Source organism: Niallia sp. MER 6, assembly GCF_023714395.1.
GTDB lineage: Bacteria > Bacillota > Bacilli > Bacillales > Cytobacillaceae > Niallia.
Genome location: NZ_JAMAUK010000009.1, coordinates 38,867 through 63,429 on the forward strand (window position 1 = coordinate 38,867; position 24,563 = coordinate 63,429).

Below are 24,563 nucleotides of genomic sequence, written 5' to 3' on the forward strand. Positions count from 1 at the left end.
GTTTAAACTAATATGTGCTTTTTTTGCATTATTTATGCTAGTACAGCATCCTGTGCTGGCGAACGTTTCCAACCAGCCTCAGCATTGGGGCTTCAAAAAATCAAGCAATGAGCAGCCGGCAGAAGCAGGGCAGCCGCTTGATCAACTTCTCCAGAAATATGGAGCATTTTATAAGGACAGCACCGATGAGAAGGTATTGTACTTAACTTTTGATAATGGCTATGAAAATGGCTATACAGGGAAAATCCTTGATGTGCTGAAAAAAGAAAAGGTACCAGCAACCTTCTTCGTAACAGGACATTACTTACAAAGCGCCACAGATTTGGTGAAACGAATGGCTGATGAAGGGCATATTATCGGGAATCACTCGTACCATCATCCTGATTTCACACAAGTATCTGATTCTAGACTAAAAGAGGAACTGGATAAGGTGGCGAAAGAAACAGAAGAGATTACAGGCAAAAAAGGGATGAAATACTTACGGCCTCCCCGCGGTGTATTTAGTGAACGTACTTTGAAGCTTGCTAAAGATCTCGGCTATACACAAGTGTTCTGGTCTTTAGCGTTTGTTGACTGGAAAACCGATCAGCAAAGGGGCTGGCAATACAGCTACGACAATATGATGAAGCAGGCGCATCCTGGCTGCATAATGCTTTTGCATACTGTATCAAAAGATAATGCAGATGCGTTAGAAGCTGCGATTAAAGACTTAAAGAAAAGAGGCTATACTTTTAAAAGCCTTGATGACTTTATGGAAAAGCAGCAAAAAGCTAAAGAGAAAAGTCCGAATTAAATCGGGCTTTTTTCTTTTTTTGTAAAGATTAGTTAATGCATAGAACTTCCACATATATCCATGCTATAATGAGTGGAAAACAGAACAGGTGATTCTATTGCATATTCTTCCAGTTGCAGGACCATATAATTTTGATCTTGTGTTAAGCCGATTAGCGTTAGATCCGTTGCAGCAAATAGATTTTCAGGAGAGGTCTGTTAAAGTTCCGCTTGTTATTGGTCAAAAGCAAATGGTTACAACTGTAAAAGCGATTGGCACAACAGAGAAGCCAGCATTCCAAATAGAAGGCTATACGGACGAATTTGAAGAGAGTGTTATTCGAGAGCTGACGCGGATTTTTCAATGGGAAAGCTCTCTTATCGAGGTGCATGAACATTTCCAGCACACACAATTACACGAGCTGTTTAACAGCCATTTCGGAACACCGCTTGTCCTTGATTTCCATCCATATAACTGTCTTGTGAAGTGCATTATCCATCAGCAGCTTAATTTAAAGTTTGCCCATATATTGACAGAAAGATTTGTGAAAACATATGGATTTGAAAAAGACGGAGCATGGTTTTACCCGGAACCAGAACGTGTTGCCAGCCTTACAGTGGCAAACTTAAGAGAGCTGCAATTCAGTACAAGAAAAGCTGAATACATCATTGATATTTCGAAGGAGATTGCTTTAGGAAGACTGAATATAGAGAGTCTGCATGATAAAACAGAGGAAGAAATTATGAAAGAACTGATAGTGTACAGAGGAATTGGGCAATGGACAATTCAAAATGTGCTTCTGTTTGGGCTAGGAAGGAAAAATCTGTTCCCGATTGCAGATATCGGCATCCAAAATGCCTTAAAAAAGCTGCTTGGCTTAAAGGCCAAGCCGACAAAAGAGCAAATGGAGGCAATGATTCCGGCTTGGGAGCCATATTTAAGCTATGCTTCTTTATATTTATGGCGAAGTATTGAATGATTTCATGAAACCAACGGATAAGCCTTTACGTCTATAAAATTAGACAAACATGATTATGGTAACACATGTATTGTGCAATTCGGGAATATATTATATAAAGGAAGAGAAAAAAATCTTGTGAAAAATGGAGACATTTATGAACTATGGAGGAAAAGCGCTTTTTAATGGCGTAAAGTTTCATTCAAAAAATGTTAGTGTTAAATCAATCCGAAAAGATGGCAAGATTACGACAACCCACCAAATAAAGGGGAGGGAAGAAGAGGATATAGATGACTTTGATATCGATAAATATTTAAAAAGAGTGCCGATAGTCAGAGGTATGTGGTTTTTCATCACATCATTCCTTGATACATGGAAGTCGTTTTTGTCTATATTAGCTTTTGGGTTTACGTTTCTTTTTGTCATGTCCAAAGGAAGCTGGTCAATCGGAGGTTTAAGTGCAGCAGAGATCGAAACAGCAGTTATACTACTTATAATTTTATACTTACTGATCTACAAGCTCACACCGCTCGGAAAGTACCATGCTGCCGAACATATGGCAGCCAACTGTTTTAATAGAAGAGAAGACCTTACATTAAAAAATGTGCAAAGCCAGTCCCGCATCAGCGAAGACTGCCATTTGAATCTTGTCATTTTTATTGCGCTCTTCAGTGTAACGGTTTGGCTTATTCCCTATTCTAATCAAATCGACGGTATTGTTGTGCTTTTCGTTGTACTGGCACTTGCATATGAGCTGTACATCATCCGAAACAAGCATGTGAAGAAGCTGTTGAGACCGATTTATTTTATCGGATATGGTCTGCAGTACCTTCTTTTCACAACGAAACCTGCCGCAGAACATCTTGAAACAGCTATTCAGTCACTAAAGAAAATGGCTGCACTCCAAGAAAGCATGGACAAAGAGGAAGCCGCTAAGAAGGGAACTGAAATAGTGTTTCATCCAGCTAAATAAAAATGAAAACAGCTCAAATGAGCTGTTTTTTTATTGAAGATGCTTGCCTTCATATTCATTGTTGCTGTTATCATACGTATTAATAAAGATTGCTTCTTTATGTCTATATATAAATTCATAGTTTAAACCCTTTTCATCTTTAAATACGACAGTGACGTAATAATGACCTGATTTTTCATCATACCACGGTTCTATTTTTTTGATGTTTTCCTCAAGTTCTCCGTTAGCCTCTAAATATTGCAACACAGCTGTTTCAGACTTTTTTTCCATCCAAGAAAATCCGTATAATTCTCCATATAGGTAGACCGAAAATCCGATTATTACAAGCGAAACTAAAAAAACAAATAAATTTTTAGCCAATATTACAACACCTCCATTTTAGTGTAATTTTACTCTTTTATTGTTATATTGTCTATTTAATGGTAAAAAAACCTAAAGAAAAAGGTGTTTTCTTGATAATTCATTCGTATAAGTTCCTTGTTTTATTCGTAAATATGTACGAACAATTATAATTGATATATTGACACGTACGTATATGTGTAATACGATAATCAAAGTTATGAAAGTGTTTACATAATAGAGCTAAAGCAAGAGGGGATAAGCTTTCGTAGCAATAATAGAGAAACCGTATTGGCTTAAATGGACAAGTATAAATGCTACTCAACAAAGCTGACACGGCAGGGAGGAATTCACAATGAAAAGGAATGGATCTCGAAGGTTTTTGATGTTTTTCTTGGCAGTTGTTCTCGTAATTCCGCAGTTTTTTCTTTTAAGCACAAATTCAGCAGTAGTTAAGGCTGCCACAGAGCCGGTCTTTAAAAGGGCTTCTGTTCATGACCCTTCTGTTATTGAGGCAGATGGGGAGTTTTATGTTTTCGGTTCTCATCTTGCCTCTGCAAAAACGAAGGATTTTATGCAATGGGAGCAAGTCTCCTCCACTGTGTCTGCAGAAAATCCTCTGTTTGAGAATGTTTTAGAAGAGCTGAAGGAAACATTTGATTGGGCAGAGTCCGATACACTCTGGGCGGCAGATGTTATCCAGCTTGAGGATGGAAAATATTATATGTACTATAATGCCTGTAAAGGTGATTCTCCCCGTTCAGCACTTGGTGTTGCCGTTTCTGATAGTGTAGATGGACCATACAAGGATCTTGGCATTATCTTGAAATCAGGCATGTGGGATGAGGAAAGCGAGGACGGCACGATTTATGATGCGACAAAGCATCCGAATGCTGTTGATCCTGATGTGTTTTTCGATAAAAACGGCAAGCTTTGGATGGTGTATGGCTCCTATTCCGGCGGGATTTTCATCCTTGAAATGGACCCGGTAACAGGCAAGCAGCTTCCAGGCCAAGGCTATGGGAAAAAGCTTCTTGGCGGCAATCACAGCAGAATTGAAGGCGCCTATATTCAATACAGCAAGGAAACAGATTATTACTATATGTACTTGTCGTTTGGAGGATTGGATTCGACTGGCGGCTACAACATGAGGGTCGTCCGTTCAAAAACTCCAGATGGTCCGTATTATGACGCGGCAGGCAATGATATGACGAATGTAAAGGCAGATCCGACATTGCCATTATTCGACGACAAATCAATTGAACCGTATGGCGTTAAGCTGATGGGCAGCTACCTGTTCAAACGAGAGATTGGGGAAAGCGGAACAGGAATTGGCACAGGCTATGTCTCACCAGGACATAACTCTGTTTATTACGATGAAAGCACAGATGAACAATATTTAATTTTCCATACCCGTTTTCCTGAAAGAGGAGAGCAGCATGAACTTCGTGTTCACAAAATGTATATGAACGACGAGGCTTGGCCTGTTGTGTCTCCATATGAATATGCTGGTGAAAGCCTGCAGGATGTAGCTGCAGCGGATATATCCGGCGACTATAAGTTTATTAACCATGGCAAAGATATTTCAGCAGACATTAAACAGTCTGTTTTAATAAGTTTGAACAATGATGGAAGCATTACCGGTCAGGTTTCAGGTACGTGGAAGGAACAAGGTTCTAATAAAGCAGAGCTGACGATTGACGGTAAGGTATACAATGGCGTGTTTGTCAGCCAGTGGGACCCAACTTCGAAATCGAATGTAATGACATTTACAGCTACATCAGATGAAGGTGTATCTGTCTGGGGCAGCAAAGCGGAAAGTAAATCAGATGAAGAAATAGTCGAGGCAGTGAAAGCTGGTCTTGATTTAGGTGATACAACAGCTGTTATCAGCAACTTGAAGCTTGTAACAGAAGGGCTGCGCGGTGCGGTTATTAGCTGGAGCTCCTCCAATGAAGAGGTTGTCACAAGTGAAGGAAAAGTCACAAGACCGACTAATGGAGAGGCTGTTAAAGTGACATTGACGGCAACAATCACAAAAGGGGAAGCTACGGCTAGTAAAGCCTTTGAGATTACGGTCTTGCCAGAGGAACAAGGCAAACTTGCTGCACACTATGCGTTTGAAGGCGATTTAAAGGACAGCACAGGCACGCAAGCAGATGGACAGCCAACAGGAAATCTCATTTCTAACACAGGTGGTACAATTTCTTACACAGAAGGTAAAACTGGCCAAGGTGCAATTTTTGACGGTGCATCAGGCGTACTATTGCCAAAGGGACTGATTTCCAGCAATAAATACAGCGTATCCTTCTGGCTGAACCCTGAGCAGCTTACTAATTATACGTCTGCGTTTTTTGGAGCCAAAACAGATGCAAACTGGATTAGTTTTGTACCGAAAGGCAATGATGCTGTCAGCAATAACAGCATGATCTGGTCGAATAGCGACGGTTGGTATGATGCAGATGCAGGCACACAAATTCCCGTCAATGAATGGTCTCATATTGCCTTTACTGTTGATAACGGACAAATCAATATTTATATCAATGGCGAAAAAGCATTCAGCGGCACAGAATTCTTTAATGTTTTCACAGACAAAAATGCCCTGTTCGCTCTAGGTGTGAATTATTGGGACACCCCATTCAAAGGGCTGATGGATGAAGTGCTTGTGTATGATTCTGTTGCTTTGACAGAAGATGCGGTTAAGGACTATTACACTACTGGAACAATTCCAGTAGTTGCGGAACCAGAAACACCAGCTCCAGATGATGAAGAAGAAATAGACAAGCCGGATGAGAACGGCACGCCAAGTCCAGAAGATGGAACAGATAAACCGGACGATAACGGCAGTCAAGAAAGTGGCGGCAATGACACGAATGATAACGAAGAAGGAAGCAGTAATACGACGGAAGATGGTGAGAAGGACAGTGTGAAAGGGGAAGGACATGGACTGCCTAATACGGCAACAAATACCTTCAATTATTTACTGGCAGGTATTGCCATGATTGTGATTGGTGCATGTGCGTTTCTTTTTAAAAAGAAAAGGGCTAGAATAGAATAAGAAAAAAATCCCTCAAAGAATTCATTTTGAGGGATTTTTATTTGCAGGATAACTAGATTATCGAATAAAGAAGTATTAGTATAAAGGTTGCAGATTAGACTGATTATAATGAATAAAAAATAGAACCTAATTACAGGAGCAAAAGAATGAATGATATTAAACAAACAAGCACGGTAAAAATAAAGCTAGGACAAACCTTCCCACTGACAATTAAGCGGCTCGGAATTAACGGAGAAGGTGTCGGTTATTTTAAACGGCAAGTCGTTTTTGTCCCAGGCGCCCTTCCAGGGGAAGAGGTTGTTGTTGAGACAACAAAAGTTATGCCGAAGTTCTCAGAGGCAAAGGTCAAAAAAATCCGCAAAGCATCACCATTCCGTGTACAGGCACCTTGTCCTTTTTATGAACAATGCGGCGGCTGCCAGCTTCAGCATTTGGCTTATGATCAGCAGCTTCGCGAAAAACGCGATATTGTTATTCAATCACTTGAAAGACATACTAAGCTGAAAATTGAAAATCTCGAAATCCGTCCGACAATCGGTATGGAAGACCCATGGAATTACCGTAACAAAAGCCAATTCCAAATCGGCCAGCAAAAAAACGGCAAAGTGATCGCAGGGCTTTACGGTATTGATTCCCATCGCCTTGTGCCAATCCAAAACTGTATGGTTCAGCACCCGCTCACTAACAAAGTGTCAGAAGAAGTCCGCAACATCTTAGAAGAGCTACAGGTGCCAATCTATAATGAACGGACCCAAAAAGGCATCGTCCGTACCATTGTAACAAGAGCAGGCTTCCAATCAGGAGAAGTACAGGTCGTCTTAATCACGACCCAAAAAGAAGTGCCGCGCAAAAAGCAAATTATGGCGGAAATTCAAAAACGTCTGCCTGAAGTGAAGTCACTCGTGCAAAACATTAATGGCAACAAAACATCCTTAATATTTGGCGAGAAAACGATTCATCTAAGAGGAGAGGAAGTTATCCAGGAAACACTCGGTGACTTGAACTTTGAGCTGTCAGCCCGCGCCTTCTTCCAGCTGAATCCAGTGCAAACAGTCAAGCTGTACGACGAAGTTAAAAAAGCAGCCAGACTGACAGGCAAAGAGAAGATTGCTGACGCCTATTGCGGAGTCGGAACAATCGGCTTATGGCTTGCAGACGGTGCCAGCGAAGTCCGCGGCATGGATACAATCGAAGCAGCCGTTCTCGATGCCCAAAAAAATGCCGATAGACACGGCATCAAAAACGCCACATACGTAACCGGCACAGCTGAGCACTGGCTTCCAAAATGGGTCGAAGAAGGCTGGCGCCCAGACGTAGTAGTAGTCGATCCGCCAAGAACCGGCTGTGACCGTAAGCTGCTTGACGCCATCAAAAAGGTCAAGCCGAAAAAGTTTATTTACGTATCCTGCAACCCATCAACATTGGCGAAGGATATTGATTATTTGAGCAAGGATTATAAGGTAGAGTATTTGCAGCCTGTGGACATGTTCCCGCACACAGCGCATGTGGAGTGCTGTGCGTTGATAAAATTAAAAGAATAAATAGTCAAAAATCTATGCTGATGGAACTGTTGGTTCTCTAAAACGATAATTGATTTCAATGGTTCCATTTGCATGTACTTCTATTTCATCTACTAACAAATGAAGCATTTCAGGGGTAAGTGTACCTTCCTTCATGAATTTATCTAAGCTCTTTTTAAAATCAATTATTTCTTTTTCAATCTTTTGAAATTCTAGCTCCTTAGATAGTTGGTGAAGGGTAGTTTCAAAATTTGAAATGTCTTCATTGGTGATATTTATGGCTAATTGATAATCTTCTTTAGATATAACACCATTAGCAAGAGAGATAACTAAATTGGATTTATCTCTCTTTTTATCGTTTAATTTTTCATTAATTTCGATTATCTTAGATTCGATTTTTTCTTTATACTTTAACGCTTTTTCACTTAATTCTTTAAAATAATTTTCCTTACTGAATTTCAAATATATCCTATTTAGGTTGGATATTACTTTATCAGTTAAATCTATTTCACTTACGTAATGATTACTACATGCTTTTAAACCATGTTTATTATAACTTCCACAAATATAACCTTTTCGATTCTTTTTAAAATGCATTGACTTCCTGCAATCTTTGCAAACCGCAGTATTTGTAAAGAGATGTACTTCAGCTTGAGGTCTCCTTCTTTTTCTAGTTTTTAAAATCTCTTGTACAATAAGAAAGTCTTCTAAAGGTATGATTGGTTCGTGGCTTTTTTCAATAATTATTTGGTTTTCCTCATTAACTGACCTTCTTCTTTTACTGGTAACACTCGGTCTATATTCTCTGCATTGTTGTAGTGTCCCAGTATAGTGAGGATTTTCGAGAATTTTTCTTATTGAAGATCCGTGCCATTTGTCAGTAGCGTTCTTTTTGCGGGCAAGCTGCGAGGGACTAGTGACCCCTTCGTTATACAATCCCCTTGCTATTGCATCAAAGCCTTTTCCAGCAATATATTCTGAAAAGATTCTTCTTACTGTGTCGGGTGTTGAATCGTTGCGGACTTTAAGTTTCTTATCTACGACTTCATAACCATACGGAGGATTAGAACCATTAAATTCAGCCATCTGTGCTTTCGTTTTAAACATGAGTTTTAAGCGTTCGCTAGTGTTTTGTGATTCAAGTTCATAGATCCATGCATATAATCCAAACATATTTCCCTTTTTTTCAAGGGTATTGATTGCGCCGTCTAATGTAATCAAATCCAAATTATGCTGCTCAACCATATCTTTTATTTTGTATGCTAATGAAACATTTCTCGCTAGCCTAGATAGTTCTTTTGCTAAAATAATATCGTATTTGCCATTAATACCATCTTCAAATAGTCTTTGAAGCCCTTCACGTTTTTCAGTTGTACCGGATTTTTGATCAATGTAAAAATCAAAAATATCCCAACCGTTATCAGCAACATATTTGTAAAACATTCTTTGCTGATTTTCTAATGACGACTCTTGTTCTATACGTCCTGTTGAAACCCTTACTACTATAGCGCATCTCATGAAATTTCTGTCCTTTCGTTTTTCATGAGATGTAGTGGTGTATAGTAATCATAATTACTTATTTGTATTCCGTCAATTTAGATAATGGGCGTTATAGCTGAAAATAAAAAACCACTCGAATCTCTATAACAAGCGATAACGAGTGGATCTAATAATTTTTTTTATTTAATTCATAAATGATTTTTCGGATACACGATAATAAATTTTAATATCACCATTATCCTTTACTTCAATTCTATTAATTAACAAGTGTATTAACTCGGAAGTTAATTGATCAAATCTTATATAATCATTGATTTCATCTTGAATTTTATTGATATTGATTTTTTGCTTAATATTAGAAATTTTGAGTTCTAGTTCAAGTTTTTTCTTTTCGATTTTATTGATATCTTCTTCTATATCGTTGATTGTTAATTCATAAGCCTTTGGACGAATTTTCTTTTTTGAGTAATCTTTTGTTAGTTTTATGATATCTTTCTTCAAAGTTGTTAATTCTCTTTCCGCACGAGCTATTTCTTTAGTTTCGTTGGCAATCTTCTTATTAATTTTACTTTTAATGATATCAAACTTGTCTTCTAATCTTATTTGTAAAGAAACTTTTGATAAATCATTCAAGATGACATTAATTATTTGATCCTCTTTAATATAGTGAGGTGTGCAAGCTTTTTCACCATGCTTATTATAATTACCGCATACATACCCTTTTCTATTTTTTTTATAATGCATTCCTCTACCACAATCTTCACAAAAAATTGTATTAGTGAAAAAGTGTTTTTCTTGCTGTGGTTTTGTACGGCTTCTAGAAATGATTAAATCTTGTGCAGCCCAATAAATTTCAGGAGACACTATTGCCTCATGCGTATTTTCTTTAATTGCATATTCTTTTTCTTGTACTTTTTTCCGTTCATCAATTACTGATGGTTTTGTATCTCTACATTGAACTAGCATCCCAATATAATGAGGATTCATTAATATTTTCTTGATGGTCGAGCCATGCCATTTATCGCTAGCATTAATTTTCTCACTAATTTGAGATGGTGTGGGGATTCCTTCGTTATATAAATTTCTTGCAATAGCATCAAATCCGCGACCCTCTATATATTCTCGAAAAATACGTCTAACAATTTCAGGCGTATTGTCATTTCTTATATATAGAGTTTTATTTTTTACATAGTATCCATACGGGGCTAGTGAACCTATGAATTCGCCATCTTTTGCATTAGTTCGAAGTGCTTGTTTAATTCTATCACTGGTATTCTGAGATTCTTTTTGATAAAGCCAAGCGTATAATCCGAAGTTATCTTGATTATTATTTAAAGTGTCAATTGCCCCATCAAGTGTTTTGATATGAATATTATTTTTGCTAATTATATCTTTTAATTTGTAAGAAAGTGGTACGTTTCTTGCTAAACGTGAAAGTTCTTTAGATAAAATTAAATCAAATTTTTCATCCTTAGCATCTTGAATTAATTGATCTAGGCCTTTTCTATTGTATTTAGTACCAGATTTGACATCGGCATAGAAGTCATATAAAATCCATCCTTTTTCCGCAATCATTTGCTTAAATAATTTCTCTTGGTTTGCAAGAGATGTTTTTTGTTCCTCTTTAGTAGAAGATACCCTTATTATTACAGCAACCCGCAAAGGCTTTCCTAATAGATAATCTTCAAGTATTTTATTAGCTTTGTCATTGTATACATCATTTGCCATTGCGAATCTCATGATTTTTCACTTCCTTTAACGAAATCGTGATTCGCATCATTATTGTTTGACTGAATTTTAATAAGGTTATCAATTTGTGTGTTTAATAATTCCTTTAAGATTTTATCTATTGTAATTTCTCCAGAATAAATTCTTTCTACTTTCATTTTTAACTTAGCCTCCATTTAAGTTTGGTGGCTAGATGTTTCAGCCGGCTTTCTGATCTAGCTGAAACATGATACTCTCGGATTTTATATATTTTAATAGGGGATAAAAAATTTTTATTTTCAGATATTTTAAAAAATGAAAGTAAGAAATAAAGGGAGTGATTCTTTTTTATTTCTTTGAGTTACTTTTATGGATGATATTATGGAAATCTATATTCGCATAAATTGACTGTAAAGATTTTTAAAAAGATGAAAGGGGTGATATAAAATGTTAAAATGAGGAAAGTAAGGGATAAAACCCCTTGCTATCCAAATGGCTGTGCCATTGTGGATTTAGAGCATTATAATCCACCCTAACGGTTCAAAGTGTAGCGGGGTGGATTATTTATTTACTGCTCTAAAATGACAATTATATGATTTCTTTTTATAAAGTAAGAGGGGGACGGAGGGCGGATATGTATTTTTTACTATTTTTCTTAGTTCTTATGGTATTAATCATTCTAATTGTTATAAAGAGAAACAATAAAAAATTAGCCCTAGTTTTAGCTGTTATACTGTTTCTGCTTACTATTGGTGGAATTATGTTTATCAGAGATGTTGTGCAAAATTTTGCCCCATAGTTACTAACCGAGATAAGAATATAAACAGGAGTATGAAGAATGAAAAGTTCAAATAAAATAGTTGTTGCTGTTAAAGGTGTTATTGTAAATGAAGGCAGGGTATTAATAGTTCAACGTGCAAAAGAAGATAAAATCGGCGGTGGGACTTGGGAATGTGTTGGTGGAAAAATAGAGTTTGGAGAAGACTTAGAATCTGCACTCTTACGAGAAATTAAAGAAGAAGTAGGATTATCTGTTACAGTAGAGAAACTTTTATATGCTACTACCTTCAAAACTGACCCAACAAGACAAGTTGTTATTTTGACTTATCTATGTCGTAGTAATAGTAGTAATGCTATTCTTTCTAAGGAACATTCTAGTTTCAAGTGGGCCACTAAAGAACAATTGAGATTACTATTGTCTCCGGAAATAATAACTGATTTCGAGAAAAATAATATTTTCTCAATAGAAGTTTTGAATTAAAATCACCTTCCTTGAAAAGTGTCTGTTTCAATAAGTGGTTCACTTACCGGGAGAAAAATCATAACAAATCATTTAAGCTAGAACAAATAGTTAAGGGGGAAAACAATTGATAAGATATCTTATTAGTATAATTAGCTGCCTCCTTCTATTATTTAGCGGGATGTACAATATAATTACTCATGGTTTTACATTTCCATTTCTTATTCTTTCATTGGGAGGTTTAATTGGCCTTTTTGGCGGTTTATTTTACAAAGTGAAGAAAAAAGAAGCTTAACAACCTTATGGACTGAATCCTTTTCAGTCCTTTTTTGTTTATAACTTTGAAGAATTAAGTGAAAAGGTCTACATATTTGCTCAAAACTCCAAAGTATTGAACATGATTTCCTAGTACTATAGATTAGGCTGTTAAGCATAATCAATACTTATGTTCAAAAATATGTGCTTTATATTGGTGTAGCAAAAAATTTTATCGGTTAGATAGACTAGTAGGTTTGTGCTTAACGGATGTTCGTCCTCGTTGGAAATTCCCCCCGTCTGTTGGGGATTTTGGCTAACTTTTTTTAAAGCTTTTAAGAACTACTCAATAAATGTAAAATATAAATATAAATATATTTAAAGGATGAGAAAACATGATTAACTTTCAGGATAAAGTAAGTTTTATTTGGTCCATTGCAGAGATTTTGCGAGGTCCATACAAGCCAGAAGATTATGGGAAAGTGGTTTTACCGTTAGCTGTATTACGCCGTTTTGACTGCGTATTAGATAGTACAAAAGAAGAAATATTAGCTTCGACAGAAAAGTTTGCCTCCATGAATGAGGAGGCACGAGAGCCAATTTTAAACCGTGTAGCAAAACAAAATTTCCATAATATAAGTAAATATGATTTCAACAAATTACTAAGTGATTCCGATAACATAGCAGATAACTTGCGTGATTACATAAATGGCTTTTCAAAAACGGCACGAGATATTATGGATCATTTTGATTTTGACCGACAAATTGACAAGTTAGAAACAAATAATCTGTTATATTTGACGATAAAACGTTTTAGTGAAATTGATTTACATCCAGAAGTCGTTTCTAACGTAGAAATGGGTTATATTTTTGAAGAATTAATTCGTCGTTTCAATGAGAATGCAGAAGCAGGGGACCACTATACCCCACGTGAAGTGATTCGCTTAATGACGCATTTATTATTCTTGCATGATGATGCAAGTATTTTAGCAAAGCCCGGATTAACACAAACACTATATGACTGTGCAGCAGGAACAGGGGGCATGGGTTCAGTTGCTCAAGAATATTTATCAAGTGTAAACTCTTCCGCACATTTAGAATTCTTTGGACAAGAAATTAATGGTGAATCGTATGCAATCTGTAAAGCAGATATTTTAATAAAAGGTGCAGATGCAAAGAACATTCGATTAGGGAACACATTATCGAATGACCAATTCCCATATGATAAATTTGACTATTTAATTAGTAACCCACCTTATGGAGTAGATTGGAAATCCTATCAAAAGCCTATTGTTGATGAACATGAGAAGCAGGGATTTAATGGTCGTTTTGGTCCCGGTACACCGCGTACAAGTGATGGGCAATTATTATTCTTACTGCACTTACTGTCTAAAATGAAACCTGTCACTGCTGAAAATCCACAAGGGTCACGTTTAGCGATTATTATGAACGGCTCTCCATTATTTACAGGGGATGCAGGATCAGGGGAAAGCGAAATTCGTAAGTATGTGTTAGAAAACGATTTAGTAGAAGGCATTGTCGCATTACCAAACGATTTATTCTACAACACAGGGATTGCCACATATATTTGGATTTTGACGAATAATAAAGCACCATTACGTAAAGGGAAAGTAGAGTTAGTCAATGCAGTTGATTTCTATAGGAAAATGAAGAAAAGTATGGGCAGCAAACGGAATGAAATCACAGAAGAACAAATTAATAGAATCGTTAGTTTATATGGAGATTTCCAAGAAGGAGAATATGTAAAAATCTTTGATAATGAAGATCTCGGTTATGCCAAAATTACAGTAGAACGTCCATTACGCTTAAATTTCCAAGTAAACGAAGAACGGATTGCACGGATTACAGAAGAAAAAGGGTTTATGAATCTTGCGACATCGAAGAAAAAAGGTGAAGCGGGGCTTAAAGAAATTGAAGCAGGAAAAGAATTGCAAACACAAATTATTAATGTATTACGCAGCTTAGTGAGTAATGAATTATATAAAAATCGTGAAGCATTTACAAAAATATTAAAAGATGCATTTAAAGAAGCAGGAATTACAGTAGGTGCGCCAGTATTAAAAGCGATTTTAAATGGTCTTTCTGAGAAAGATGAAACAGCTGATCCTTGTATGAAAAATAAAACAGAAATGGAACCGGATACCGACTTACGTGATACAGAAAATGTACCGCTTAAAGAAAATGTTCATGAATACTTTGAACGTGAAGTAATACCACATATTCCAGATGCATGGATTGATAAATCCAAAACAAAGATTGGGTACGAGATTCCATTTACTCGTCATTTTTATAAATATACAGCATTACGCAGCTCAACTGAGATTATGGAAGAAATCCGAATGCTAGAGGCGGAGATTGCTGAGCAGTTGAAGAAGGTGATGGGATGAGTTTAAAGTTAAAAGAAGTTAATGCTGGCTGGATTAAAGAAATTCCCGTTAATTGGAGTGTGAAAAAAGTTAAAGAAGTTTACGAATTTGTTAGTGTAAAAGTAAGCGATACTGAATATCCTGCGTTAACAGTAAGTAGTAAGTATGGAATCACACCTCAAATGGAGAATGTAGCTAAAACTCAAAATGGAGATTCTCGAAAACGTGTAGAAAAAGGGGATTTTGTAATAAATAGTCGTGCAGATAGACCGGGTGCTTGTGGTATCTCTAATTATGACGGTTCTGTTTCAATGATCTGTCACGTATTAAAGGCAAGGTATAAAGATATCTTACATGAAAAGTATATGCATTATTTATTTAGAAACAATATGTTCTCTCAAGAGTTTTTTAGATGGGGAAGGGGGATTGTTTCAGATTTATGGAGTACGAGAAAAGATGATTTTGGTAGTTTGCAGTTACCTATTCCTCCATTTAGTGAACAAAAGATTATTGGTGAATATTTGGACTACAAAGAAAAAAGTTTAAACACTTTAATACGTTTAAAGGAAAATCAACTTGAAATGCTTAGTGATCAACGCCAATCAATTATCACAGAAGCTGTTACAAAAGGATTAAATCCAAATGTGAAAATGAAAGATTCAGGTGTTGAGTGGATTGGTGAGATTCCTGAGCATTGGCTCTTTAGTAAAATAGGTTATTTAGGTAGACTACAAAATGGTATTAGTAAATCCTCAGAGGAATTTGGCTATGGAACACCTTTCGTTAGCTATGGAGATGTATATAAAAATGAAGTCTTACCTACTGTAGCTAGTGGTTTAGTAAATGCATCTGAAGAGGATAGAAAATTATATTCAGTGCAATATGGCGATGTTTTCTTTACTCGCACCTCTGAAACAGTAGACGAGATTGGCATAGCTTCGACCTGTCTTCAAACTATTGAAGATGCTACATTTGCAGGTTTTTTAATCCGTTTTAGACCTACAACAAATAGATTAAGTCCTCATTTTGCAAGGTTTTATTTTAGAAGCAATTTAGGTAGACGTTATTTTGTAAAAGAAATGAATCTTGTTACTAGGGCTTCATTAGGACAAGGATTACTTCGAGGCTTTACAGTGCTTTTACCACCATTAGAAGAACAAGAGCAAATAGCGTCATATTTAGAATCGAAAACCCATTCAATTGATGAGAGTATTTCGCTAGTTAATAAACAGATCGAAAAACTCAAAGAATACCGCCAATCATTAATCTACGAAGCAGTAACAGGAAAAATTGATGTACGTGAATTGGAACTTAATTAAGTGAGGTGAGTTTAGATGGCAGTGGATACGTCGGAAAAAGGGTTTGAAACAAATATTGAAGCAGTATTGATTGAAAATGGTTATAAAAAGCGAGTGCTTGAAGGTCGGGCAAGTGTGCTTTTTAAACAGTATGCGATTGATGTAGAAGAGTTATTTGCTTTCTTAGAAGGTACGCAAGCCAAGTCTTTACGTGCTTTAGAGAAGTCGTACGGTCCAGATTATAAAGAGCAGGTTTTAAAACGTATTGTTGATCAGTTACATAAGCAAGGGCTTGTGGAATGTTTACGGAAAGGGATTAAAGATCGTGGTGTGACAATAAAATTTGCTTACAATAAACCAGCTACAACGATGAATCAATTAACGAATGAGTGGTATTCGAAAAATCGTTTTAATGTTGCTCGCCAAGTCTACTATAGCGACAAACATAACAATAGTTTAGATATGGTGCTGTTTTTAAATGGCCTACCGCTTGTGGTAATGGAGCTGAAAAACCCATTAACAAACCAAACAGTCGAACATGCAATGAAACAATTAAAATTTGATCGAGACCCAAAAGAGCAGTTGTTTAAATTTAATGAACGTGTTGTTGTTTATTTTGCGGTTGACCCAGATGAAGTATTTATGACGACAGAGCTGAAAAAAGGGAAAACGTATTTCTTACCATTCAATAAAGGGAACCAAGGTGGAAAAGGAAATCCACTTGTATATGAAAACTACCGTACGCATTATTTATGGGAAGAAATATTAGCACCTGATAGCTTGTTGGATATTTTATTCCGTTTTGTCTTTATTAAGAAGGACGATATTTTAGACTCAAACGGTGAAACAATTGAGGAACGCAAAATGTTGATTTTCCCTCGATTCCATCAGTTAGATGCAGTGCGTAAACTTGAAGAAGATGTAAAAGAACGTCTTGTTGGGCATAATTACTTAATTCAACATAGTGCAGGTTCCGGAAAAACAAATTCGATTTCATGGTTAGCCCATCGTTTAGCAAAGCTGCATGACGAAAATAACGAATCGATTTTTAGTAGCGTTATAGTGATTACAGATCGTCGTGTATTAGATAAGCAATTACAAGATGCTGTATATCAGTTAGAGCATAAGGCGGGGATGGTCGAACGTATTAATAAAGACTCTGCGCAGCTTGCCAATGCGATTAGTAATGAAACACGTATTATTATTACCACTCTACAAAAATTCCCATTCATTATGGAAAAAGTAGCGGGATTAGATCGTAAAAAGTATGCAGTGATTATTGACGAAGCCCATTCATCACAAGGAGGAAAAGCATCAACGGCATTAACGAATATTTTATCGGACAAGACATTAGAAGATGCCTACAATGAAGATCGTATTGCCGAAGAAAATTTAGAATCTCTTGATGAACAAATTATCGAAACCATTATGAAAAGTGGTAAGCAAGATAATGTATCGTTCTTTGCTTTCACCGCTACACCGAAGCCAAAAACATTAGAGAAATTCGGTACACTTGGCATGAATGGAAAACCACGTGCGTTTCATGAGTACACGATGCGTCAAGCCATTGAAGAGGGGTTTATTTTAGACGTTTTACAAAACTACACAACATATAAAACGTTCTGGAAAATTGCCAAGACGATTGAAGATGATCCAGAAGTATCAAGAAAACAAGCTACCAAAAAGCTAGCTCAGTATGTTTCATTGCATCCACACAGCGTTGCACAGAAAACGGAAATCATTATCGAACATTACCGCCATTTTGTAAAACGTAAAATTGGTGGTCGTGCAAAGGCGATGGTGGTCACAGCGAGTCGTTTACATGCAGTGAGGTATAAATTAGCGTTTGATAAGTACATTGATGAAAAGGGTTACGATGATTTAAAAACAGTCGTAGCATTTTCGGGTACTGTAAAGGACGGCGAAATTTCTTATACAGAGCCGGATATGAACAAATTCTCTGAAAAAGAATTGCCTGAAAAGTTTAATTCAGATGAGTATAAAGTGTTGCTTGTAGCAGAGAAATATCAAACAGGCTTTGATGAACCATTGCTTCATACTATGTACGTAGATAAACCGTTAAGTGGGATTAAAGCTGTACAGACATTATCTCGTTTAAATCGTACTTGTCCGGGTAAAGAAGATACATTTGTTTTAGATTTTGTAAATGATCCAGAAGATATTAAGGCGTCGTTCCAACCGTATTATGAGTCAACAAGTCTTTCGGAAGTTACAGATCCCAACATTTTATATGACTTACAAGGTGAATTAGAGCCATATCAAATCTTTACGGAAGAAGAAGTACAGAAGGTAAACGAGATAGAACTAAATGGTGGTGTAAAGAAATCTACATCAGCACAAACCGCGTTAAATGCGGAAATTGATAAAAGTGTTGAACGATTTAAAAAACTTTCAATAGCTGAGAAAGAGGCCTTTAAAACGGCTGCAACAAAGTTCACTCGTACGTATGGGTTCATTTTGCAAATTGCGACGTTTATTGATGTAGACCTACACAAGTTATATATCTATTTAAACTACCTACTACGCAAACTTCCGCGTGACAAAAACGATAAAGACGTGTATTTAGCAGATGATGTTGCACTAGAATACTACCGCAATCAAAAAGTATTTGAAGGGAGCATCGAGCTTGAAAAAACAGGTGGCTTTGAATTAGATCCACAAAGACATGGTGCTGGTGGAGCAGTAGAAGATGAGAAAACTAAGTTGTCTAGTATATTGGAAAAGTTAAATGACCGATTTGGTACAGAATTTACTGAAGAAGATTTATTGTTTGATGAACAAGTAGTGTCAACGATGACAAAGAGTGAAGATGTACAAGTAAGAGCTAAAAACAATTCATATGATAACTTTAGATTAGCAATGAAAGAACGTATCATTGATTTTGTTATTGATCGTATGGAAGCAAATGAAAAATACACACATAAAATTTTAGGCGATCAAGAATTCCAGTCATACTTCATTGATAAGATTATTGCGGAAGTATATAAAGAGATAAACGCTGGATAACTTTATTAGAATTAGAAAACAAAAATGTAGGGTGGTTTACCAACCCTTCATTTTTATAGTAGAAAAGGTAGAGTGCGAAAATTACCATTATCGCACTCTTGTTTTCTATTAAATAACATAATCAATCTCAGTATCAAAGTATTTAAACGTACATAAAAACTCGTTTTTTTAACTAGATAAGACTACGGCGCAATTCTGTAATTACACTAATTCTGCTATATGATTAAATGGTAATATGTAGTATTATGGTTAAATTATTTTACAACGAATATAGAGGGTGTTTTTATGCGGAAATATGATGAATTAAAACAGAAAAAGGAAGATGCCATATCAGATTTAAAGATCAGAACAAATAACATTCAAAAACTTGGTACAGAGTCTAAAAGAGTAGCCGAAATAAGTAAGAATGTAAACATCATTATTACTAATCTAGATCAACAATTTGAACAAGCTACAAAATTAGATGGCATAGATATAACATTTCTATTCTTTGCAACTGCACTTCAATGTGTACGACAATACATAATAGGAACTATTACACAAAGGACTGATGATAAAACTGCTGCAAAAAAAATTAAGGGCTATGAAAAAGAGCAATCTAACAGGTCACACCAATTATATAAGCCAAGTATAGAAGAAATATTTACAAATCCGGTTCCGTTTGATGCAATTTTTGGCAGTAAAGAATTAAATTTAGGAATAGGTGGTGGATTTACTCATCGAGCTAAAACTTTAGGCCATGATCCAATATTAGGGTGGATATTCGGAACAATGAACATTGCAACAAGTACAATGACAGTTGCTGATTTAGGAATCCCGAAATCATATCATATTAAGACAGGGAAAACAGCGCGTGGTGATGCAAGAGATAAGATTCATAGTAATGCAGACACTCTTAAAGTTTTTGCTTATTCCAAAAGTAAACTTATGGACGAGGGAAAAAAGGGAAAAGAAATAATTGGCGCTTCATTGATAAAGGAAGCATTACACTTAAAGTCTGATTTATATTCAACAGCAAGTCTACCTTTGCCTTTAATTTCTCCAATATCAGTGGAATTCGCGCGTAAATTGGCTACTTATGGTTTAGATATGGGAAATACATTGAAAGTAGGGAAACAAGCTGGATATGCGGTGTTAATAAATTCATTAGTGGCGATGATTCATGGCTTATTTTATGATGAAAGTAAATATAGCAGCTGGAATATGTATTCGGTGAAAACTAGAAAAATATTGAGCTATTCAAATGTTTTAGCAACAACAAGTAATGTTATTGCTGTTGCTATAGCTTCTGGAATAGGGATATTTACTGAAAATCCGGCTATGGTGAAGAAATCACTTAATTATTTGGATATTGGTGGAATAATGTTAACAATTTATCGCATTGTCAATGACCATAAATTTATTAAAGAGGTCAAGCAAGAGTTTTTAGAACAGGAATTTTACAATATTGTTATGGGTGAAGGTTAATTTGGAGGGTTAGGTGGAGAAGATATGTCAAGAAAAGATTTTTATAAAGGAATGGAAGCAGCAGCAAAACCATTTGAAGAGAAATTCCAAAAACAGTCTCAGGCTTTTGAAGAATTAGCTCAATCTATCAACAATAAGCTTGATGACTTTAGTTTTACAAACGATCGAATTATTGATGAATTAAATGCAATGGAAAAGAAACGTCTATATGATTTAAATACGTTAATTGATATCGCCAACTTAGGCGATGATGAAAAAGAGCTTTTAATGGCTATTTTATATACGTTAGTAGATATGACAGAATATGTAACAGAATACCAACAGGCGTTTTTAAGGTCAGTAAAAAATCATCTTCAGGTCATAGGTAGGCAATCGTCTATTGATTTATCGGTCATTGAAAATATTGAAAATCTTAATGACCAAAAGGCTATTCTTCAGACTGTTATGGAATTTCTTTTTCTTGAAAATGCTAGTCATGGATATATGGACGAATACAGTGATGTGATGGAATATTTTAGTGTTAACAAAAAAGGAATAAGAGAAATTCAGGATTGTATTGATAAAATATATAAAGCAACTGGGTTAGAAGGTATTGCTGAAAATTATGGATATGTACCAGAAGAGCCGGTTCAAAATACTAATAATAATTATCTTGGTAGTGAAAAAAGGGTCTATTCTGATTTTCCAAACCTTAAAATTTCAGAAGGTTTGGCAGTTAATACGAGCGAAACTAAAACCTTTGAAAATCTTAATCTCCTTTTTGAAGAATGTATAACGGTCAATAAAGGTGGTAAATTAGTAATTAATAATTGTACAATAAAAACAAAAAGGACCTTGGATACAGCCATTTTATCAGATGATGCGGAGGTCATTATTTCAGGATGCGTTATTGACTATTTTGGGCTTGATGATAAACAGTTTTTTACGGCGAAAAATTCCAAATTATTAATTCAGAACACTGAATTGGTAGACTGTCATCGATTACTTAGTCATACAACAGAGGATACCGTAATTGAATTTAGCCATTGTGTAAGTAATAATCTTGGGATTCAGGTGACTTCAGACATGAAGAGAAATATCTTGCGGTTGACAGATTGTGATTTTATTTCATCGAATGATGGTAACGGAGAATTTTATGAAAATCGTCAATATGCATTCTCAGCACCTAACCTAGTGGTTAGAAATTGTCAGTTTTCTAACTTTCAATATGGAGTTCTTGATATTCCAAGTCTAATTACCTTTTTTAATTTTAATCCAAACGATATGGATTCGATTGATTTGATTGAGATTACTGATTCTAGTTTCATAAACTGTAACGGGGCCATTTGTGATAATGGTGGTGCTAAAGAAATTTTAATAACAGATAGTTATTTTGAAAATTGTGTAGATATTTTTACAGGTGAGGGTTTTGATGAAAAGTATGCTGTGAAGTTTATCGACTGTAGATTAGAAAATTGTAAAGGATTGTTAAGTAATGCAGTAAGACCATTTTACATGAGGAACACTACAATTAATGAAGGTTTTATGATTCTTCAAACACGTGAGCAAGTAACAATGGAACATTGTATATTAACTAATTGGAACCTAGAAAAGGCAGTCCCATATCTACATCATTATAATTATTCTGTTTCAATACCAATAGAGGTTGGAAAAAATAGTCTATTCAAGGATTGTATATTTAAAAACATTGATTTAGAGGGTAGTGATTGGGGACTTTCTAACTACTTTATTGGTGGGAATAGTAATGGTGCGACCATTCTTGCAGATTCTTGTGAATTTGAAAATATCTCTTCATATGAAGAAATTTTTAGGAAAGTTGAACATTATACTTTATATTCTGGAACCTTGATCGTAAGAGGAAAGAAAAAAGCTGCTTATACACAAGTAGAAATTAAAAATTGTACTGGCCTTTAATATAAAGTATATTAGGTAAATTAGTTTTTTGTAGAGAACTTTGCGTGCGAAAGTAGTTATTATCGCACTCTTATTTTATTCAGTTACATAAATTGTCTGTTAGCAATAAAACCTTTTAGCAAAATGCACAAGGTAAAGAGAGTACACTAAAATGGAGAACTTTTTAAGATGAATGCGCTGATAATACATATGTTAGGGGGGGGAAATCCATAATAATTGCTAACAGCGGATGTACATAAGGTAAAGAGAGTACACCAAAATGGAGAACTTTTTAAGATAAAATGCGCTGATAAGAGAGATCTTAGGGAAAAAACCTATTATAAATGCTATCAGCCGGATGTTTATAAGGTAAGAGAGTACACCGAAATGGAGAACTTTTTAAGAGAAAATGTACAAAAAGAGTACTTCATGGATAAAAAACCGTTCAACTACTACCAGCCAGCGAGGTGTTTACAAGGCAAGAGAGTACACCAAAATGGAGAACTTTTTAGGAAGAAGTATATACAAAAGCCAGTTATTCATAAGACTAGAATAACTGGCTTTTATCGATTTGCTTCTTATTAGCATTGTAAAGAAGGAGTTTACCGTTGGATATTTCATCTATAGCAGCGAATACTATATTGTCTATATCCATTCCGTTATTATCAACTATTTCTCTCGTTATCTTAATGGTATTTACTTTCTTTGTTTTCCTAATGACATCATTGAATAGTTCTTCTTTTCTTTCATACAATGCCAAGATCTTTGCATTGTACTTGAACCGGCCATTTGCTGTAGGAATTGTATAATAAGCCAACCTCTCCATGTCTTTTACGCTTCCTTCTCTAATAAATACAGGAATAAAGTATTGTTCGTATTTATCTTCTGAATCCTGATAGTATCTAAACAAAAAATCTGGAATAAAGTTTAGACTGTTTGTCGATATGCCAAGAGTTGGATAAAAGTGTTTAGTGACAACCATAAACTTTAAATTTTTCCAATTTGGTTTCAACCCTGCCTTAATTAAAGTGATAAATGTTTTTTTGTAAACTTCATAGGAATATGATTTTATGTTATTGAACAGTTCTAGATATACTGCTTCAACAACTGTGTAAAATCTTTTCATACCGGTAACATAAACCTCAATTTTCCAGTCTTTGTAGTCGTTCATATGAGCAATTTCATGTTTTAAGTTGGCAATACGAATGTCTTTGTTGCTATGGATGTTCTTGGTTATTACCACGTCACTATCATCCATTAAAGCGAAGATGACTTTGTGGTTATGCTCCCTATCGCTCTTAGCCAACTTTTCATAGCGATACAATTTTCCTTCGATAGATTTAACATCATGCTTTTCGATTATAGTATTGGTATGATCACGTTTAGTTTTTATTTTTTCATTTCCACTATCCACTTCGATGTAGAGGTATGTGTCCCTAATTTTGAATATCCAATCTGGTATTAATCTAGTCTTTTCACCAAGTTGCTTATTAATAAGGGTGAATTCCTGTGGGACAAAAGATTGTAGCACATCTAATTCTTTGTGTCTGTCGATAAATGTAGCCTTGTACTGTGATAACGATTTTAATGGAGGAATAAAATCATTACCGAAGTTTTGCTTCTTAAAAATAATGATAGGTTCTTCTAACTCTTCATCCTTATCTTCTCTGAACGGAATAACATATTTTCCTCCATCAGCAATATAAAAAGGCTCTTTTTGACTAACGCATTTTAAAACTTCTATAACCGATTGTTTAATAGCGAGGGTATGATCTAAGTTGCTTTTTGCTTGATATTTCAGTTTTTCTTCCATACCCAAGTAGCCGAGTTTTTTGAGAATTGTTTGGCCTGCAGGTGTTAAGTTGATAATTGCAATTTCATATCCATTTTGCATTTTTTCTTTACTTTTTTCTATAATGTTAGCATTGTCCCACCGACTCATTTTTCTACGGAAAGCAGCATCACTTATATGTTTTAAGAGAGAATAAAATTCATAAAACTGAGGTTGTGATAATATGACCTGTTCGTTCAAGAAAAGAAGTGCGTATATATCGACGCTTTCTAATTGAATACGCCGTTTTTTCGATTTAGATAAATAATAATATACTTTCAAATTCCTATTCTCCTTTTTTCCTTACAAAAGATACAGGCACAATCTCTAGAGGAAAA

At 35.5% G+C, this 24,563-nt stretch carries 16 protein-coding genes and 1 pseudogene; 11 read left to right on the forward strand and 6 right to left on the reverse strand.

Translation table 11 applies throughout. The features are described 5' to 3' along the window. Positions 1–34: 34 nt before the first annotated feature. The 3 genes from pdaA (at position 35) to M3600_RS13305 (ending at position 2,703) form a co-directional block, all read left to right on the forward strand. A complete protein-coding gene (gene pdaA / locus M3600_RS13295; protein WP_251646430.1) occupies positions 35–793 on the forward strand; it encodes a delta-lactam-biosynthetic de-N-acetylase in 759 nt (252 codons plus the stop codon). 97 nt (positions 794–890) lie between these two features. Next, on the forward strand, positions 891–1,751 hold the full coding sequence (locus M3600_RS13300) for a DNA-3-methyladenine glycosylase family protein (RefSeq protein WP_192486423.1): 861 nt from the start codon (positions 891–893) through the stop codon (positions 1,749–1,751). Between the two features lie 136 nt (positions 1,752–1,887). Then, a complete protein-coding gene (locus M3600_RS13305) occupies positions 1,888–2,703 on the forward strand; it encodes a DUF1385 domain-containing protein (RefSeq protein ID WP_233316324.1) in 816 nt (271 codons plus the stop codon). Positions 2,704–2,733: 30 nt separating this feature from the next. Here M3600_RS13305 and M3600_RS13310 read toward each other — a convergent pair whose 3' ends face one another. Next, positions 2,734–3,063: a DUF3139 domain-containing protein gene (locus M3600_RS13310; RefSeq protein ID WP_233316325.1), complete on the reverse strand. Its 330-nt coding sequence runs from the start codon at positions 3,061–3,063 to the stop codon at positions 2,734–2,736. A 334-nt stretch (positions 3,064–3,397) separates the two neighbouring features. Here M3600_RS13310 and abnB point away from each other — a divergent pair, with 334 nt between their 5' ends. Together abnB and rlmD are read left to right on the forward strand one after the other, a co-directional pair. After that, positions 3,398–6,100, forward strand: a complete 2,703-nt coding sequence (abnB, locus tag M3600_RS28965) for an arabinan endo-1,5-alpha-L-arabinosidase AbnB (RefSeq protein ID WP_285854789.1) — start codon at positions 3,398–3,400, stop codon at positions 6,098–6,100. A 146-nt stretch (positions 6,101–6,246) separates the two neighbouring features. Then, on the forward strand, positions 6,247–7,641 hold the full coding sequence (gene rlmD / locus M3600_RS13325; protein ID WP_251646342.1) for a 23S rRNA (uracil(1939)-C(5))-methyltransferase RlmD: 1,395 nt from the start codon (positions 6,247–6,249) through the stop codon (positions 7,639–7,641). Between the two features lie 12 nt (positions 7,642–7,653). Here rlmD and M3600_RS13330 read toward each other — a convergent pair whose 3' ends face one another. From M3600_RS13330 to M3600_RS13345, 4 genes and pseudogenes are all read right to left on the reverse strand, one after another. Then, the gene (locus tag M3600_RS13330) at positions 7,654–8,727 is read right to left on the reverse strand and encodes a recombinase family protein (protein WP_311315914.1); all 1,074 of its coding nucleotides are present in this window, start codon (positions 8,725–8,727) and stop codon (positions 7,654–7,656) included. Beyond that, positions 8,716–9,138, reverse strand: a pseudogene (locus M3600_RS13335) (recombinase family protein); the annotation flags it as partial. The pseudogene M3600_RS13335 and the gene M3600_RS13330, both read right to left, overlap by 12 nt. A 165-nt stretch (positions 9,139–9,303) precedes the next feature. Beyond that, positions 9,304–10,860: a recombinase family protein gene (locus tag M3600_RS13340; RefSeq protein ID WP_251646344.1), complete on the reverse strand. Its 1,557-nt coding sequence runs from the start codon at positions 10,858–10,860 to the stop codon at positions 9,304–9,306. Continuing rightward, positions 10,857–11,006 carry a hypothetical protein gene (locus M3600_RS13345; RefSeq protein WP_251646346.1) on the reverse strand — a complete coding sequence of 50 codons (150 nt, stop codon included), beginning with the start codon at positions 11,004–11,006 and terminating at the stop codon, positions 10,857–10,859. Before M3600_RS13345 ends, M3600_RS13340 begins: the two co-directional genes overlap by 4 nt. 659 nt (positions 11,007–11,665) lie before the next feature. Between M3600_RS13345 and M3600_RS13350 the strand changes: the two genes are divergently transcribed. The 6 genes from M3600_RS13350 (at position 11,666) to M3600_RS13375 (ending at position 22,415) form a co-directional block, all read left to right on the forward strand. Continuing rightward, complete coding sequence (locus M3600_RS13350) at positions 11,666–12,088, forward strand: NUDIX hydrolase (RefSeq protein WP_251646348.1); 423 nt, start codon at positions 11,666–11,668, stop codon at positions 12,086–12,088. 629 nt (positions 12,089–12,717) lie between these two features. After that, complete coding sequence (locus M3600_RS13355) at positions 12,718–14,730, forward strand: type I restriction-modification system subunit M (protein WP_251646350.1); 2,013 nt, start codon at positions 12,718–12,720, stop codon at positions 14,728–14,730. Beyond that, positions 14,727–16,028, forward strand: a complete 1,302-nt coding sequence (locus tag M3600_RS13360; protein ID WP_251646352.1) for a restriction endonuclease subunit S — start codon at positions 14,727–14,729, stop codon at positions 16,026–16,028. The genes M3600_RS13355 and M3600_RS13360 overlap by 4 nt, the downstream gene beginning before the upstream one ends. Positions 16,029–16,043: 15 nt before the next feature. After that, the gene (locus M3600_RS13365) at positions 16,044–19,034 is read left to right on the forward strand and encodes a type I restriction endonuclease subunit R (RefSeq protein ID WP_251646354.1); all 2,991 of its coding nucleotides are present in this window, start codon (positions 16,044–16,046) and stop codon (positions 19,032–19,034) included. A 285-nt stretch (positions 19,035–19,319) separates the two neighbouring features. Beyond that, the gene (locus tag M3600_RS13370; RefSeq protein WP_251646356.1) at positions 19,320–20,501 is read left to right on the forward strand and encodes a hypothetical protein; all 1,182 of its coding nucleotides are present in this window, start codon (positions 19,320–19,322) and stop codon (positions 20,499–20,501) included. A gap of 24 nt (positions 20,502–20,525) precedes the next feature. Next, positions 20,526–22,415, forward strand: a complete 1,890-nt coding sequence (locus M3600_RS13375) for a hypothetical protein (RefSeq protein ID WP_251646358.1) — start codon at positions 20,526–20,528, stop codon at positions 22,413–22,415. A 526-nt stretch (positions 22,416–22,941) separates the two neighbouring features. On the opposite strand, the gene M3600_RS13380 is transcribed toward M3600_RS13375, so the two are convergent. Then, positions 22,942–24,507 carry a replication-relaxation family protein gene (locus M3600_RS13380; protein ID WP_251646360.1) on the reverse strand — a complete coding sequence of 522 codons (1,566 nt, stop codon included), beginning with the start codon at positions 24,505–24,507 and terminating at the stop codon, positions 22,942–22,944. Between the last annotated feature and the right edge of the window lie 56 nt (positions 24,508–24,563).

Coding starts and splice junctions, on each gene's coding strand:
- M3600_RS13365 (WP_251646354.1), top strand. CDS start 16,044: ATGGCAGTGGATACGTCGGAAAAAGGGTTTGAAACAAATATTGAAGCA.
- abnB (WP_285854789.1), top strand. CDS start 3,398: ATGAAAAGGAATGGATCTCGAAGGTTTTTGATGTTTTTCTTGGCAGTT.
- M3600_RS13370 (WP_251646356.1), top strand. CDS start 19,320: ATGCGGAAATATGATGAATTAAAACAGAAAAAGGAAGATGCCATATCA.
- M3600_RS13340 (WP_251646344.1), bottom strand. CDS start 10,860: ATGAGATTCGCAATGGCAAATGATGTATACAATGACAAAGCTAATAAA.
- M3600_RS13305 (WP_233316324.1), top strand. CDS start 1,888: ATGAACTATGGAGGAAAAGCGCTTTTTAATGGCGTAAAGTTTCATTCA.
- M3600_RS13350 (WP_251646348.1), top strand. CDS start 11,666: ATGAAAAGTTCAAATAAAATAGTTGTTGCTGTTAAAGGTGTTATTGTA.
- M3600_RS13360 (WP_251646352.1), top strand. CDS start 14,727: ATGAGTTTAAAGTTAAAAGAAGTTAATGCTGGCTGGATTAAAGAAATT.
- M3600_RS13330 (WP_311315914.1), bottom strand. CDS start 8,727: ATGTTTAAAACGAAAGCACAGATGGCTGAATTTAATGGTTCTAATCCT.
- M3600_RS13375 (WP_251646358.1), top strand. CDS start 20,526: ATGTCAAGAAAAGATTTTTATAAAGGAATGGAAGCAGCAGCAAAACCA.
- M3600_RS13345 (WP_251646346.1), bottom strand. CDS start 11,006: ATGAAAGTAGAAAGAATTTATTCTGGAGAAATTACAATAGATAAAATC.
- M3600_RS13355 (WP_251646350.1), top strand. CDS start 12,718: ATGATTAACTTTCAGGATAAAGTAAGTTTTATTTGGTCCATTGCAGAG.
- pdaA (WP_251646430.1), top strand. CDS start 35: ATGCTAGTACAGCATCCTGTGCTGGCGAACGTTTCCAACCAGCCTCAG.
- rlmD (WP_251646342.1), top strand. CDS start 6,247: ATGAATGATATTAAACAAACAAGCACGGTAAAAATAAAGCTAGGACAA.